This is a genomic window from Nocardia sp. CDC519 (assembly GCF_059509835.1).
Genome location: NZ_CM183377.1, coordinates 994,603 through 1,009,640 on the forward strand (window position 1 = coordinate 994,603; position 15,038 = coordinate 1,009,640).

General features: G+C 68.9%; 17 protein-coding genes. 12 read left to right on the top strand and 5 right to left on the bottom strand.

Translation table 11 applies throughout. The features are described from left to right. Positions 1 to 212: 212 nt before the first annotated feature. From AC5W7N_RS04390 to AC5W7N_RS04400, 3 genes are all read left to right on the top strand, one after another. Complete coding sequence (locus AC5W7N_RS04390) at positions 213 to 836, top strand: superoxide dismutase (protein ID WP_014348386.1); 624 nt, start codon at positions 213 to 215, stop codon at positions 834 to 836. A gap of 203 nt (positions 837 to 1,039) precedes the next feature. Further along, positions 1,040 to 1,567, top strand: a complete 528-nt coding sequence (locus AC5W7N_RS04395) for a peptidase (RefSeq protein WP_163816680.1) — start codon at positions 1,040 to 1,042, stop codon at positions 1,565 to 1,567. A gap of 293 nt (positions 1,568 to 1,860) precedes the next feature. After that, on the top strand, positions 1,861 to 2,595 hold the full coding sequence (locus AC5W7N_RS04400; RefSeq protein WP_195020387.1) for a TMEM165/GDT1 family protein: 735 nt from the start codon (positions 1,861 to 1,863) through the stop codon (positions 2,593 to 2,595). Between the two features lie 8 nt (positions 2,596 to 2,603). Here AC5W7N_RS04400 and AC5W7N_RS04405 read toward each other — a convergent pair whose 3' ends face one another. Next, positions 2,604 to 3,269, bottom strand: coding sequence for a TetR/AcrR family transcriptional regulator (locus tag AC5W7N_RS04405; protein ID WP_194989609.1), 666 nt, complete (start codon positions 3,267 to 3,269; stop codon positions 2,604 to 2,606). A gap of 6 nt (positions 3,270 to 3,275) precedes the next feature. Further along, positions 3,276 to 4,172, bottom strand: coding sequence for an SDR family NAD(P)-dependent oxidoreductase (locus AC5W7N_RS04410; protein WP_495923323.1), 897 nt, complete (start codon positions 4,170 to 4,172; stop codon positions 3,276 to 3,278). Positions 4,173 to 4,328: 156 nt separating this feature from the next. On the opposite strand from AC5W7N_RS04410, the gene AC5W7N_RS04415 reads away from it, so the two are divergent. Continuing rightward, positions 4,329 to 5,096, top strand: coding sequence for an SDR family NAD(P)-dependent oxidoreductase (locus tag AC5W7N_RS04415; protein WP_014348381.1), 768 nt, complete (start codon positions 4,329 to 4,331; stop codon positions 5,094 to 5,096). A 138-nt stretch (positions 5,097 to 5,234) separates the two neighbouring features. Here the strand turns inward: AC5W7N_RS04415 and AC5W7N_RS04420 are convergent, their stop codons facing one another. The 3 genes from AC5W7N_RS04420 to AC5W7N_RS04430 form a co-directional block, all read right to left on the bottom strand. Beyond that, entirely contained in the window at positions 5,235 to 5,816 is a 582-nt protein-coding gene (locus AC5W7N_RS04420) for a hypothetical protein (RefSeq protein WP_495923324.1), read from the bottom strand. Positions 5,817 to 6,136: 320 nt separating this feature from the next. After that, entirely contained in the window at positions 6,137 to 8,095 is a 1,959-nt protein-coding gene (htpG, locus tag AC5W7N_RS04425; protein ID WP_163816691.1) for a molecular chaperone HtpG, read from the bottom strand. Further along, positions 8,092 to 9,729: a TM0106 family RecB-like putative nuclease gene (locus AC5W7N_RS04430; RefSeq protein ID WP_228805985.1), complete on the bottom strand. Its 1,638-nt coding sequence runs from the start codon at positions 9,727 to 9,729 to the stop codon at positions 8,092 to 8,094. The genes htpG and AC5W7N_RS04430 overlap by 4 nt, the downstream gene beginning before the upstream one ends. A gap of 315 nt (positions 9,730 to 10,044) precedes the next feature. Between AC5W7N_RS04430 and AC5W7N_RS04435 the strand changes: the two genes are divergently transcribed. From AC5W7N_RS04435 to rraA, 8 genes are all read left to right on the top strand, one after another. Beyond that, complete coding sequence (locus AC5W7N_RS04435) at positions 10,045 to 10,680, top strand: DUF6474 family protein (RefSeq protein WP_163816701.1); 636 nt, start codon at positions 10,045 to 10,047, stop codon at positions 10,678 to 10,680. A 12-nt stretch (positions 10,681 to 10,692) separates the two neighbouring features. Beyond that, positions 10,693 to 11,244: a hypothetical protein gene (locus AC5W7N_RS04440; RefSeq protein ID WP_495923325.1), complete on the top strand. Its 552-nt coding sequence runs from the start codon at positions 10,693 to 10,695 to the stop codon at positions 11,242 to 11,244. A gap of 36 nt (positions 11,245 to 11,280) precedes the next feature. Then, a complete protein-coding gene (locus AC5W7N_RS04445) occupies positions 11,281 to 11,946 on the top strand; it encodes a YcnI family copper-binding membrane protein (RefSeq protein ID WP_495923326.1) in 666 nt (221 codons plus the stop codon). 11 nt (positions 11,947 to 11,957) lie between these two features. Beyond that, entirely contained in the window at positions 11,958 to 12,512 is a 555-nt protein-coding gene (locus AC5W7N_RS04450) for a copper resistance CopC family protein (RefSeq protein WP_194989611.1), read from the top strand. Continuing rightward, entirely contained in the window at positions 12,509 to 13,435 is a 927-nt protein-coding gene (locus AC5W7N_RS04455) for a CopD family protein (protein WP_194989605.1), read from the top strand. Before AC5W7N_RS04450 ends, AC5W7N_RS04455 begins: the two co-directional genes overlap by 4 nt. A gap of 34 nt (positions 13,436 to 13,469) precedes the next feature. Continuing rightward, positions 13,470 to 13,940 carry an SRPBCC family protein gene (locus AC5W7N_RS04460; protein WP_163816708.1) on the top strand — a complete coding sequence of 157 codons (471 nt, stop codon included), beginning with the start codon at positions 13,470 to 13,472 and terminating at the stop codon, positions 13,938 to 13,940. 105 nt (positions 13,941 to 14,045) lie between these two features. Next, positions 14,046 to 14,411, top strand: a complete 366-nt coding sequence (locus tag AC5W7N_RS04465; RefSeq protein ID WP_163816710.1) for a DUF5313 family protein — start codon at positions 14,046 to 14,048, stop codon at positions 14,409 to 14,411. A 134-nt stretch (positions 14,412 to 14,545) separates the two neighbouring features. Beyond that, a complete protein-coding gene (gene rraA, locus AC5W7N_RS04470) occupies positions 14,546 to 15,034 on the top strand; it encodes a ribonuclease E activity regulator RraA (protein ID WP_495923327.1) in 489 nt (162 codons plus the stop codon). Positions 15,035 to 15,038 lie beyond the last annotated feature (4 nt).

Genomic DNA, 15,038 nt, shown 5'->3' on the forward strand with positions numbered 1-15,038 from the left:
AGTTAGTCGCTTCCCGGCATGGTTCGATGCACGAGTGCGGTTCTTACTGCTCGCCGATGAACGTGGCGCGGCAGCGCCCGGGCCCACCCGAGTGAGCACCGTCACCGGAATGCCGGGGCATCCGGGCAAGTTGGAACCGATCGGGTGTACGAATGATGGTCGAGAGCGCTCGCGAGGTTCGTGAGTGCGCGGCCCGACAAGGAAGGGACATCGTGGCTGAGTACACGCTGCCGGATCTGGATTACGACTACAGCGCCCTGGAACCCCACATCTCCGGGCAGATCAACGAGCTGCACCATTCCAAGCACCACGCCGCATACGTCGCCGGTGCCAACACGGCACTGGAGAAGCTGGAAGCCGCCCGTGAGGCCGGCGATCACAGCGCCATCTTCCTGCACGAGAAGAACCTCGCGTTCCACCTCGGCGGACACGTGAACCACTCCATCTGGTGGAAGAACCTGTCCCCCAACGGTGGCGACAAGCCGGTCGGCGAGCTGGCCGCGGCCATCGACGACCAGTTCGGTTCGTTCGACAAGTTCCGCGCGCAGTTCACCGCCGCGGCCAACGGCCTGCAGGGCTCGGGCTGGGCGGTGCTCGGCTACGACACCCTCGGCCAGAAGCTGCTGACCTTCCAGCTCTACGACCAGCAGGCCAACGTGCCGCTCGGCATCATCCCGCTGCTGCAGGTCGACATGTGGGAGCACGCCTTCTACCTGCAGTACAAGAACGTCAAGGCCGACTACGTGACGGCGTTCTGGAACGTCGTCAACTGGGCCGACGTGCAGGACCGTTTCGCCAAGGCCGTGAACCAGGGCAAGGGCCTGATCTTCGGGTAAGAGCATCCGACGCGCCCGGGGCCGCGACACCGCATGGTGTCGCGGCCCGCTGCGTTTCTGCTGGTGAAAAGCCCTCTTCGGGTCGACGCCGAGACGTACTGGCACTCTTTGGTACTTGTGTGCCAGATGCCTTCGGGTTCATTCTTCAAGTCCACAGTTCGAGGACGGGCAATGCCGCCCCCGGTTCCATGACGGGAGGCCTCATGCGCAGCGATGGTCAGATCGGCGTCACGCCGTTCCAAGCGCGCGGATCTCTTCGCGGGTTCGTCATCTCCGGGCGCTGGCCCGATACCACCAAGGAATGGGCGCAGCTGCTGGTGCTCGCGGTGCGGGTGGCCAGCCTGCCCGGGCTGCTGTCGACATCGACGGTGTTCGGGGCGCGCGAGGATCTGCCCGATGATCCCGAGCCGGGCACCGTAGGGCTGGTGCTGGCCGAAGGGCCGGTGCTCGGTGAGTCCGCGGTGACGCCCGGCAAGTTTGCCGAGCATGTGCCGCCCGCCCTGCTGATGCTGCATCCGCCGTCCGAAACCAATCCGTCGCTGCCCGAATGCAGCGGGGCCGCCTCGGGCTGTGTGCTGCTGCCCGGCGTGCCGCATCTGGGGCTGGAACACCGGGCCGCATGGGCCGAGGCCGAGTTGGACGGAACGGTGACCTCGCTGGTCAGCCGGGTCGGGCTGGATCCGATCAGCGATCCCGACACCGCGGTTCTGGCTATGCTGCTGGCCGCGTAAGGGCACCCGAAATCTACCGCACGGATCGCCAAACTTATTGCGCGCATTGCGATTTCGACAACAGCGAGTTGCCGTCGCGACGCCAGGGCGGGTAGAGTCGGCAGCAGCGAAGGGGAGTAGCCCCCAATCGCGTAGTCGACATACTGATCCGCCGCCGCGTGTGGCGCGGGTCCGGCTGCGTGAACCGGAATCCCTCCGGTGGGCGAGACCTTCGGCCGAGACAACCTTGACGTTGTCGGCCGGAGGCGTCCCGTTTTCCGGCCGACTGGCCGGAGCCCGGGAGAACACATCACATGATCGCCACCGTATTGCTGAGTATCGGCATCGTCTTCCTCGCCGAGCTCGGTGACAAGTCCCAGCTGATGGCGCTGACGTTCGCGCTGCGCTATCGCTGGTGGGTGGTGCTCGGCGGAATCGCCACCGCCACCGCCGCGGTGCACGTCATCTCGGTCGCCGTCGGCCACTTCCTCGGCGCGGCACTGCCGACCACGGCGATCGCGCTGGTCGCCGCGCTCACCTTCCTCGCCGTCGGCGTCTGGACCCTGCGCGAGCACCTCGATCCCGAAGACGACGCCGAAGCCGCTCCCAAGGTCTCCCGTTTCGCCACCGCGGCCCCGTTCCTGGTGGTGCTGTCGGCGTTCCTGCTGGCCGAACTGGGCGATCGCACCATGTTCGCCACCGCCGCCCTGGCCACCGATTACGACTGGGCGGGCGTCTGGCTGGGCTCGACCATCGGCATGGTCGCCGCGGACGCACTGGCCATCGCGCTGGGCATCCTGGTCGGCAAGCATCTGCCCGAACGCGCCATCGGCATCGGTTCCGGGCTGCTGTTCCTGTTCTTCGGTTCGCTGACGCTCACCGGACTCGCCTGGCCCGGCCTCGGCACCCTGCCGGGCGCGGCCGTCGCGATCACCGTGCCTGCCCTCGCGGGGGCGGTCTTCTACCTGCTGACCCGGCGCCGGACAGCGGTCGCAGCGCCCATCGCGGCAACCGATGGCTCAGAGCAGCCCGCCGAGGAATTGCGCTGACGCCGATATCAGCCGCCCGCCAGCGCCTGCCCGTACAGATCCCCGCCGCGAACGACGAGCTCGAGCAAGGGTTCGCGGAGCGCACGAAGCCCGGCCACATCATCGGTGGCGATCTTGCCCGTCACCATCGCGCCGACGGCCGCCGCGAGGGTTCGGCAGGCGAAGCGCTGTTCGGGCGTGCGGGCGTCGAGGACCTCGGCGATCCGCTCCACGAACAGGTCCTGTAGCTCCATCCGCCGGGCGACCGCCTTCGCTCCGACGGCGTAGACCTCCACGAGGAACAGCCGGGCACCGGCCGGATCGTCGGCCAGATGCCGCAGGTAGGTGTCGAACAGCCGGCGCATTCGCTCGACCGGGTCGATAGGCGCCGGATCGCCGGGATCGGCTGCGGGGGCATCGGTCTCGTCGATCCGGGCGAGCAGCTGCTCGACGGCCCGCTCGTAGGCGGCCTCGAAACAGTCTTCCTTGGAACGGAATTGCTCATAGAAGGTCTCGCGCGAGACACCGGCCTTCTTCAGGATCGCCGCGACCGACGTTCCGACATAACCGTTGTCGACCATCGCCTCGCCCATCGCGTGCAGAATCCGCTCGCGTTGTGAGGCGACGACCTGCTCCCGGGGCAGACCGTGCCGGCCGCGCGGCAGCTGGCGGAGACTGGTGGCCGGGTCGGTCATGGCTGGCTACTCCGGTGTTCGGTCGGGCGGGTGCTGACCCATTCTGCTGGTTCGCGCGGGCTGCTCGGTCGTGAAGGGTGTCGCTTCGGTGCGCGCGATGCTCAGGGCCTCGTGCACGCCGCGCCGCAACGCCAGCTCGGTGACGCGTTGCGCGATCGGCCGCAACGGCAGCACGAACCGCACCCACCAGGGCGAAACCACCTGTCGGCACCTGCGCGCGATGGCCCGTTCGACGGCGTCGATGGCCGGGCCCAGCGGCGCCACCCCGGACACGGTGCTGCGGCCGAGCAGCGAGCGTGCCGCCTCGGTGCCGAATCCACGCGCGGTCATATCGGTGTCGAGTTCGGCGAAATACGCGACGCCGACCTTCGCCCCGGTGTGCCGGAGTTCGTGACGCAGGGTGTCGCCGAGGGCCTCGACCCCCGCCTTCGACGCGCTGTAGGCGCCGAGCAGCGGCAGGTGCACGGCCGCCGCCAGCGAGGAGACCACCAGCGCGTAGCCCTCGGAATGGGAGATGTGCGGGCCCGCCGCGCGCACCGTGTAGTACACGCCGAGGACGTTGACCGCCAGCGTCCGCTCCATCACCTCCGGATCGCCGCCGATCAGCGGAAGTTGTTTGGCTACACCGGCATTGGCGACCACCACATCGAGGCCGCCGAGTTCGCCGACGACTTCCTCGACCGCGGCGTCCACCTGCGCGCGGTCGCTCACATCGCAATAGCGCCACGGCGCCCCGCCGCACTCGCGCGCCACCTCCGCCAGCGATTCCAATTCCAGCCCGAGCAGCGCCACCTGCGCGCCGTGCGCGGACAACTGCCTGGCCAGCGCGGCTCCGATGCCGCGGGCCGCACCGGTGATCAGCACCCGGCGGCCGGCGACCGATCCACCAAATATCGACGTCATGCGGCCGACGGTACCATCAGCGAACACTAGTGTTCGCAAATTGCCCGGACCGCTGGGCCCCGGGGCCAGGGAGTGGTGATCCGCGCCTCACCGGTGACCCGTTAGGGTGCAAATTGACGAAGGGCCAACTGGCTTGTCACGAACGAGAGGACCATCGTGGAGATTTCGGGTTCCGCCGCCATTGTCACCGGAGGCGCGTCCGGCCTCGGCGCCGCCACCGCCAAGCGTTTCGCCGAACTGGGCGCCACCGTCTTCGGGCTCGACGTGCCGCAGTCGATCGAGCGGGCCGGCGACAACGTGCCCGCCGGTGTCACCCTCCTTCCGGCCGATGTGACCAGCAACGACGAGGTCAGCGCCGCCGTCGCGAAGGTCGTCGAATCCGGCGCGCCGCTGCGCATCGTGGTCAACTGCGCCGGTGTCGGCTGGGCCGGGCGCATCCTGTCCAAGAACGGCCCGCACGATCTGGAGCTGTTCCGCACCGTCATCACGGTCAACCTGCTCGGCACCTTCAACGTGATGCGCCTGGCCGCCGACGCCATCGCCAAGACCGATCCGGTCGATGACTACGGCCAGCGCGGTGTGGTCATCAACACCGCCTCGGTCGCCGCGTTCGAGGGCCAGATCGGCCAGATCGCCTACTCCGCCTCCAAGGGCGGCGTGCACGGCATGACCGTTCCGGCCGCGCGTGACCTGGCCCAGTTCGGCATCCGGGTGAACACCATCGCCCCCGGCATCATCGACACCCCGATGCTGGCCGGCGTCACCGAGGAGTACCGCAAGGGCCTCGAGGCCGGTGTGCCGTTCCCGTCGCGGCTGGGCCGCCCGGACGAGTACGCGCAGCTGTCGCAGTACATCGTCGAGCACGACTACCTCAACGGCGAGACCATCCGCATGGACGGCGCGCTGCGCATGGCGCCGCGGTAATCCCGCGGTAGTACTACCCCGCCCGGCATCGTTTCGCGCTGTCCGGCGCTCGACGCCCGCCCTCCCGCTCACCGCGGGTCGGCGGGCGTTCGCGCGTGCGGCGAGGCGGGAGCGCGGCCCCGGCAGGCCGCGAACTCGCTAGCCGGCGCTACCGGTCGCCGGGCGCGAGCGCCAACGCTCGCAGGCCTCGTGGTCGGCGTCCGGCCGGTCCTTGCCATCGACCGCGCAACCCTGGCGCGTGTAGCCATCGCGGCCGATGCCGTTGCGGTCATAACCGAAACGGTCCCGTCCGAAGCGGTCGTAACCGGAACGGTCAAAGCCCGAACGGTCGTAGCCGGACCGGTCGTAACCGTGCACGTCATAGCCGTCGGGGCCGTACGGGTCCGGCGGCGGGGGCGGGCAACCCGTGCCCATATCGAACCCACCGTCCGGGCAGGGCTTCGGCGGTTTGTGCTCCGGTGGCGGGGTGGGCGCGGGCGTCGTCGGTGGTGGTGTTGTCGGCGGCGTCGGCGCTGTTGTCGGCGGCGTCGGCGCTGTTGTCGGCGGCGTCGGCTGAGTGGGCGCCGTGGTCGGCTGAGTGGGCGCGGTCGGCGTCGAGCCGATCGGCTCGGCGAATGCAGGCGCTACCGTCGCGGCGGGAGCGAGCACAAGGGCCCCCAGCAGAACAGTTCGGGCCACCGCCCGGCGGATGCTACGGCCACGCAGGGTCGTAGTCGACATGATCGATCTCCTGTCCGGAGCGCGGATCTCGCACTCCGGATGATCTATCGCCTTCATCGACAGCTACTTGTACAAATCCCAGACCAAGGGCTGGGTCGCGCACATCGGCACCGAATCGAACAGCAGGAGATCGGACTCATTGCGCCGCACCGCGGTTGGATGCCGTGCGTTAGCGGATGGATAGCCCACGCGACCGGTCGCGGTGGACGAACCGTGGCTCCAGCGCGCAGATATCGCCGGGCTGGTGTGGCGTCAGCGGCGCGGCCGCACGACTGTGGCGAGGGCAGCCCGCCGTATCGGCGGACTGCCCTCGGCTCGCATCAGAGCGTGCGGGTGAGCCGATCGGTGAGGATGTGGGCGAACTTCGCCGGATCCTTCAGCTCGCCGCCCTCGGCCAGCACCGCGGTGCCGTACAGCAGTTCGGCGGTCTCGGTGAGCTCGGGGACCTTGCCCTCGTCGGCGTCCTGCTTGCGGGAGTCGTAGGCCTCGCGCAGGCCGGTGACCAGCGGGTGGGTCGGGTTCAGCTCGAGGATGCGCTTGGTTTCTGGCAACACCTGGCCCGAGGCCCGGTACATCCGCTCCAGCATCGGCGTGAAATCGAAGACGTCGCCCACCAGGCAAGCCGGTGAGGTGGTGAGCCGGTTGGTCAGGCGCACCTCCTTGACGTTGTCCTCGAGGGTCTTGCCCAGCCAGCCCAGCAGCTCGGCGAACTCCTTGTCCTGCTGCTCACGCAGCTGCTCGGACTCCTTCTTCTCCTCTTCGGTCTCCAGATCGACCTCGCCCTTGGCGATGGACTTGAACGGCTTGCCGTCGAATTCCGGCACCGAGCCGACCCACATCTCGTCGACCGGATCGGTCAGGATCAGCACCTCTAGCCCCTTGGCCTGGAACGCCTCGAGATGCGGCGAGCTCTCCACCTGCTGGCGGGATTCGCCGGTCATGTAGTAGATCGAGTCCTGGCCGTCCTTCATCCGCTCCACGTACTGCGCGAGCGTGGTGAGTTCGGAGTCGGAGTGCGTCGAGGCGAACGACGACACCTCGAGGATGGTGTCGCGGTTGTCGAAGTCGGAGAGCAGGCCCTCCTTCAGGACGCGGCCGAACTCGCGCCAGAAGGTCTGGTACTTGCCCTGGTCTTCGGCGCCCTGCAGGTCCTTGACCGTGGACAGCACCTTCTTCACCAGGCGCTTGCGGATCATCTGGATCTGGCGGTCCTGCTGCAGGATCTCGCGCGAGACGTTGAGCGAAAGATCCTGGGCGTCCACCACACCCTTGACGAAGCGCAGGTACTCCGGCATCAGCTCTTCGCAGTTGTCCATGATGAACACCCGCTTGACGTAGAGCTGCACGCCCCGCTTGTGCTCGCGGGTGAACAGATCGAACGGCGCCGTCGACGGAATGAACAGCAGCGCCTGGTATTCGAAGGTGCCCTCGGCCTTGAGCGGGATGGTCTCGAGCGGTTCGTCCCACGCATGGCTGACGTGCTTGTAGAACTCCTTGTACTCCTCGTCGCTCACCTCGCTCTTGGGGCGGGTCCACAGCGCCTTCATGGAGTTGAGGGTCTGCTCTTCGACGATCGTCTTCTCTTTTTTGTCCTCGCCCTCACCCTCGGTGACGGTGCGCTCCACCGACATGCGGATGGGCCAGGCGATGAAGTCGGAGTACTTCTTGACGATCTCGCGGAGCTTCCACTCCTGGGTGTAATCGAAGAGGTGATCGTCCTCGTCGGGGGCCTTGAGCTGCAACGTCACCGCGGTACCCGGCGGGGCGTCGTCGACGGTTTCGATGCTGTAGGTGGAGCTACCGGCCTCGGCCACCCAGCGGGTGGCCTCGGTCTCGCCCGCGCGGCGGGTGGTCAGGGTGACCTTGTCGGCGACCATGAAGGTCGAGTAGAAGCCGATGCCGAACTGGCCGATCAGCTCCTCGGCGGCGGCCTCGGATTTGGCCTCGCTGAGTTGTTTGCGCAGCTGGGCGGTGCCCGACTTGGCGAGCGTGCCGATCAGGTCCACCACCTCGGCGCGCGACATGCCGATGCCGTTGTCCTTGACCGTGAGGACCCGCGCGTCCTTGTCGACCTCCAGCTCGATATGCAGGTCGGAGGTGTCGACGTGCAGGTCCTTGTCCTTGTAGGACTCCAGCCGCAGCTTGTCCAGCGCGTCGGAAGCGTTCGAGATCAGCTCCCGCAGGAACGTGTCTTTGTTGGAGTAGACCGAGTGGATCATCAGCTCGAGCAGCTGATGGGTTTCGGCCTGGAACTCGAGTGTTTCGACGTGCTCAGTCACGCCGAAATATTACCGCCGCCGCCGACCGCCTCCGACGCCCGAGAGCGGTCCCCCACTCGCGCGAGATCGGCCGGCCGCGCGAAATCGGCCAGCGCGGGCACCTCCAGCTCGGCGCGGTGCGGGCCCGGCACCCGCGGGCACATCCATTCCCGCAGCACCATGGTGGCGCGCACATCGTCTTCGTTGTATTCGAGCAGCCGGGTGCGCTGGGTGAGATCGGGCGCGCCGTCGTAGCCGACCGCGAGCCGGTACCAGCTCATCGAGGCCTCGCCGTTGGCCTCGGCATCGCGCCAGGCGAAACCGGCCACCGGCGCGATCTTCTTGAGGCCCTTGCCGTTCGGACAGATGAACTGCTCGGTGACGGCCTGGAACATGTCGACCCACTGCGGCGAATCGACGAAGGCGCGCACCTGCTCCACCGTCGGCACCCCCGGCTGACCGGCGAACCGGCGCGCCGACTCGTAGAGCCACTTGTCCTCGGCGGTACGCGAATAGCAGTAGGCGGCAAAGGTTTTGCCGGCGGCGGTGGCCTCCGCCCGCACGCGCATCAGCCAGGTCCAGAATTCGCCGAAGGAACGCCCCTCGTCCTCGGTGGGCAGCGGATCCCAGGTGACGAACGGCCGGTACACCCCGTCGAGCAGGGTGCCCCACAGGTACGCGCCGAACTCCTGGAAGCTCTCCAGATCGACGTCGACCTCGACGTCGGCCCGACGCACCTTCACCTGGTCGAACCGGCGCACCAGTGGCGCGCCCGCGATCCAGGCGCGCGCGGTGACCACGGCCTCCTCGAACGGGCCGTGCTGCCAGTCCTCGGGTTCGGGCCCGGACCAGGCGGCCAGATCGTCGATGGTCTGCACGCCGTGCCCGCGCAGCACGTCGGCGCGGGAGCCCGGCGCGACCAGGCTGACGTCGCGGTGGTCGATCAACCAGCCCTCGCACCCGCGCCCGTCGGCCCCGCCGCGGTTCCACCATGGGCACTGCCTGCACTCGGGCACCTTCGACGGCACCGTCGGCAGCTCACCGCGCACCACCGCGATCCGGTCGGCGTAGCGCTGGTCGTAATCGGCGAGCACCTGGGTCAGATCGTGGACCAGGATGCGGTCGAAGTGGTAGCCGATCACCCCGCCGACCAGGGCGGGGCTGGCCAGCCCGTGCCGTTGCAGCATGCGGTAGAGGTGGGCGAGGCGTTGCTGATCGCGCGGCTGCTGACGCAGTTTGCGGTGCGGATCCGGCTGCGGATCCCAGTGGTACAGATCCGAGGTGGTTGGGTGGAATTCGGCCGGCTCGGGCTGACGCGGATCGGTGACCTTGTGGTTGACCACGATCACCGGGATATAGCCGCCGCGGTCCAGATCGCGCAGCAGGATCTCGGCGCCGCCGCGGCGACCGGTATCGGGCTCCTGCGGCAGCAATCCGCCCCAGATGCACAGCGCTCCCGCCGCGCAGGCGCGCATGGTGGATTCGGCGCGATCGGCCGCGCGCAACGCCGGATCGATCACCACCCATTGTTCGGGACGGGCGCCGACCAAGGCGTCGCGTACCCGCAGCCGATGCGCGACGGCGGCCTCGCGACGCTGCTGCACGCCCGCGTCCTCGCGGACGCCGGTGAGCAGCTCCGGATGCGTGGCGTTCATATTCAGCCGGTGCCTGCACCCGATCAGCGCCCTGGCATCGAGAAACGCGGTCGCTGCGGCGACGGACCGATCCTGCTCGGTTCCCTCGTCCAACTCGCGACCCTCTCGATCGGCCCTGCCCGGATGCACGTAAGCAGTATGGTCCCTACCCCCGACAGATCAGCGAATCGTCGCCCGCGCCCCCGGCGTTCGCCCGCCGCCCTCGCAGCGACCGGCCGCGACCGGATAGGGTGTCGGCAAACCGTGTGACATGGGCGGACGGGCAACTTCGCGCGCCGAGCCGCCAGGGCGAACCAGCATGACGGAGGGCCAACGATGGGGTTGTTCACGAAGCGCAAGCGGCGCCCGAGCCGCCGGGCCGAGGCGAAAGCCCTCAAGCACAAGGCGGCCCTGGAAGCCAAGCTCGCCGCGAAGAACGATCGTAAACAGCGGCGCGCCGAGACCCGCACCCAGAAGAAGGTGGCCAAGGCTCAGATCGCCGCGCTGCAGGCGGAGGAGAAGGCCGCGCTGAAGGCCGCGGCCAAGGCCGAGCGTGATCCGTTCAGCGTCGGACAGGTGAAGAAGTACATCGGCGTGGCCAGGATCCTGGTGCCGGTGCTCGCCCCGCTGGCCTACCGCGGCGCCACCGCGGTGCGCGCCCAGCTCGACAACCGCAAGGCCCACCAGCTCGGTATCGGCGTCGAACAGCTCGGCGAGTACACCGGCCACGGTGCCCGCCTGCACGCCAGGATCGCCAATACCGAGGCCGCGCTCGACAAGGTCGGCGCGGGCGACAACGGCGAGGGCAAGAAGTTCGTCGCGGCGACCCGCGACCGCCTGGAAGCGCTGAGCGCCGCCGTGCGCACCGCCGACCAGATGCCCGCCCAGCGCCGTCGCGCCGTGCACGCCTCCATCGCCGACGAACTGACCGGCCTCGAATCCGACGTCCTGGCCCGCCTCGGCGTGCGCTGATCCACCGCACCGATGTACCGACGCCCGACCTCCGGTAGCCCGCGCGGCTTCCTGGTCGGCGCGTCGGCCGGCGCGCTCGCGGTCGCCGCGCACGGGCTGGCCGGTGGAGCGTATCCGTCGTCGGCCGAACTGGCGCTGATCCTGATCGCCGCTTCGGTGACCGGTCTTGCCGCCGCCGCGCGGCCGATGGGCTGGGGTTCGGTGCTCGCCTGGCTGGCCGCTGGACAGGCGGGCGGACATGTCGCCCTCACCGGTCTCTACGGCCACGAGCACGCCTCCCCCACCGCGGCAGCACCGGCAGGCGAACTGCTCGGCGGATATCTGCCCTCGGGCCCGATGTTGCTGGCGCACTTCACCGCGACCGCCGTCTGCGCCGCGCTGATCCCGCTCGCCGAGCGGCTCTATCGCGCGGTATCGGCGGCCGTTCGGATCGTGATGGCGGCGCCGCGCACGCTCTTCACGCACCGCCCGCCGAATGCCGGTGTCGCGATCTTCCGGCTGCTCGGCCGGTCTCCGATCGGTGCCGCGGGCCCGCGCGCCCCGCCCCTGGCGCGCCCGGCCTGACGCATCAATACCTTTCGGAGAGAAAGCACTTCATTCATGAAAACGTTCATTTCGCGTGCCATCTGCACGGTGGCGCTCGGCGGCGGACTGCTCGCGCTGACCGCCGGGGTCGCGAACGCCCACGTCACCGTCGACGCGCCCGGTGCGGAGCAGGGTTCGATGGCGGTGGCCACCTTCCGGGTTCCGACCGAATCCGATACCGCCGCGACCACAGCCGTCACCGTCACCGTGCCCAATCTCGCGGTTGCCATGACCGAGCCGATCCCCGGCTGGACCGCCAAGGTCGATCGCAATGACAAGTCCCAGGTCACCGCCGTGACCTGGACCGCGGATCCGGGTAACCCCGGTGTCGGGCCCGGCCAGTTCCAGCAGTTCGCGGTGGCCCTCGGCCCCCTGCCGCAGCAGGATTCGGTGAGCTTCCCGACCAAGCAGACCTACAGCGACGGCAAGGTTGTCGATTGGAATCAGCCTGCCGATCAGGGCCTGGTCGCCAACCCCGCCCCCACCCTGACGCTGGCCGCCGCCTCCGGCGATTCACACGGCACGCACGGCGTGGAGAGCGAAGATCAGGCCGCGGCAACCGAATCCGATGATTCCGGCACCGACACCACGGCCCGCTGGCTCGGCGGAATCGGGCTTGCGGTCGGCTTGGTCGGGCTCGGGCTCGGCGTCGGCTCGGTCCTGCGGGGACGGCGGTCGTGAGCGGCGGGCGCGTGCGACTGCGCGCAGTATTGCTCACCCTGCTCGCCGGGGCCGTGTGCCTCGGTGTCGGCGCCACCGTCGCCGGGCCTGCCGCGGCGCACTCCGCGGTGGTCGGCACCTCCCCCGAGGACGGCGCCTCGCTGGATGCGGGCCCCGAGCGGGTCACCATCACCTTCAACGAGAACCTGCAACCCAACTTCCCCTCGCTGACCGTGGTCGGCCCCGACGATCACCTGTGGTCCAAGGGCGATCCGGTGGTCGACGGGAAGACGGTGAGCGTCGCGGTCGGCGAACTCGGACCGGCGGGCACCTACCGGGTCGGCTACCGGGTCACCTCCGCCGACGGGCATCCGGTGGAAGGCAAACTCACCTTCACCCTCACCACCCCCGGCAATGGAACCCCCGGCCCCGCACTGGGTTCGGCGGACGCGGGCGACGGCGATTCCGGCGGCGTTCCGATCTGGGTGTTCATCGTCGGCGCGATCGTGCTGTTCGGTGGCGGACTGGCTTTCGCGTTGTTCGGGACGGGCCTGTTCGGCAAGGGCAGCGGTAAGAGCGGCCGGTGACCGATCGGGCGACCGGCGGCCGTGACCGCCGTCCGGCACTGCTGCTGGTCGTCCCGTCCGGGCTGCTCGGTGTGCTGCTGGCCTGGGCACTGACCGCGGTGACGGCCGAGAGCGCGGTCCGGGTGCTCGCCGATCTGGCCGGGGCCACCGTGCTCGGGTTGGCCGCGCTGCCGCGGGTACACGAGCGGCTGCGGCCGCCGTGGCGGCTGCTTGCGGTGCTCGCCGGAATCTGGTGCGGCAGTGAATTCGTGGTGCTGGTGTTCGAGGCCGCCGACGTCGTCGGGGTGCGGGTCGGCGCGTTGGACGCCGGACGGTTCGCCACCTTCCTCACCGAGCTCAGCGGCGGCCAGGTCGGTATCGCGATCCTGATCGGGACCGGTGCCATCGCCTGCTATTCGGCGCTGGCGTTCCGGCGCCCGGCGACCGCCTCGCCGGATCTGGTGCTGGTCTTCGCGGCGGTGGCGCTGACGCTGCGGCCGATCACCGGGCATATGTCCCAGCAGCCGTTCGGCTCGGTGCTGGCCGCCGTGCACGCGCTGGCCGCGGGCGCGTGGCTCGGCCTGTTGATCGGACTGGCGCTGGTGGTGCGTTCTCGTGGCGAATGGGCGCTCGCCCTGCCGCGCTACTCCGCGGTGGCGCTGCCGCTGGTGGCGGTCGTCGCGGTGACCGGATTGGTGAACGGCCTGGTCCGGATCGGCGGGCTCGCGCCGCTGGTGCAGACCGGATACGGACGGGTGCTGCTGGCCAAGACACTGATCCTGGGCGTGCTGCTGGCCCTCGGCTGGTGGTGGCGCCGCGATTGGGTCGGCCGCGCCGCCGATCACCGGATGCCCGCCGATGCCTCGCTGCGCCGGGCCACCGTCGAGGTGGTGGTGATGGCAGCGGCGTTCGGCCTGGCGGCGACGCTGGCCGTCACGGCATGACGGGCGCGGGCGAACGCCCGGTTAAGGTTGCGCCATGACCGAAGTGAAGATCGTCGCCGACTGCGACGCCTCGGCCGAAACCGCGTTCGCCTACGTGAACGATTACCGCAACCTGCCGCGCTTTCTGCGCGAAGTGCAGGAGTTCACGCCGGTGGGCAGCCAGACCGAAGGTGTCGGTGCGACGTTCGACGGCCACATCAAGCTGGGGCCGGTCTCGCTGAACTCCCGGATCCAGGTGGTGCGCTGGGAACCGCATGTCGCGATCGGCGTGAAGTCGATCAAAGGATTCGAGGTCGAATCGACCTTCCTGTTCCACGCCAAGGACGCCGAGCGGTGCACCGTCGACGCCATCGTCGACTACCGGGTCCCCGGTGGACTGGCGGGCAAGGCACTCGGCAAGACCATCGAGCCGTTCGTCAAGATCGCGGTGAAGCACAGCACCGACAACCTCACCAAGCAGATCGCGGAATTCCACCGGACCCGCGGGGCCGACGGCACGGAATGAGCACTGCCGGCGGGACACAGCGAGTGTGGGAAATCGGTCGAATGCCCTGCTCGAATCCCCATTCGCAGCTGGCGGTGACCTCCTGCACAGGCATAGCCTTTAGGTATGAAGAAACCCACCTTCGGGCAGCGCATTGCCTATGATCTGGGCCGCGAGCTCCCCGCGGACCTGCACGAGTGGGTGGTCCACGACCTGGTCGGGCACGGGGCCATGGAACGCTATCTCGTGCGGTTCATCGGGCCGATCATTCCGTTCTTCGCGCTGGTGCTGCTGTTTCCCGGACCGATGCCGCTCAAGCTCGGGCTGATCGTGATGATGATCGTGCCGCTGATCATCTTCACCGTCGCGCTCAGCTATGTGTGGCGCCGGTATCGGCTGGTGCAGCACGGGCTCGATCCGGGGTTGGTCGATCACGGCAAGATTTCCGACCACGATCGCGAGATGTACGAACTGCGCTACGGACATCGATAGGCGTACCTCCGCCTTCGCTCCGGCCATGCGCGGTCCGGCGCCTGGCTGCGCCTGATCGTGTCGGGCCCAAGGGAACGGTCCCAGACCGAGCGGTCCGTTCGGGGTGAAACCCGGCCACCTCTAAGCTGAGGGCCATGACCGAACCGACAGATGTTGTGGCGACCGCGGACCTGGCCGACGAAATCGGCCCCGAGATTCGCAGCTGTGATACCCAATTCATCCAGTTCGGCGGCCGCGCGGCATTCTCCGGCCGGATCACCACCATCCGCTGCTTCCAGGACAATCTGCTGGTCAAGCAGACGCTGAGCGAACCGGGCGAGGGCAAGGTGCTGGTCGTGGACGGCGGCGCGAGCGTGCACACCGCTCTGGTGGGCGACATCATCGCGGGCCGCGGCGTAGCCAACGGCTGGGCCGGCGTCATCGTCAACGGCGCCGTGCGCGATTCGGCCATCCTGCGCACCCTCGACATCGGTATCAAGGCGCTGGGCACCAACCCGCGCAAGAGCACCCAGACCGGATCCGGCGACACGGACGTACCGGTGGAGTTCGGCGGTGTCACCTTCGTGCCGGGCGACATGCTCTACAGCGATCACGACGGGGTCGTGGTCCGCGCAGCGGACTGATCCG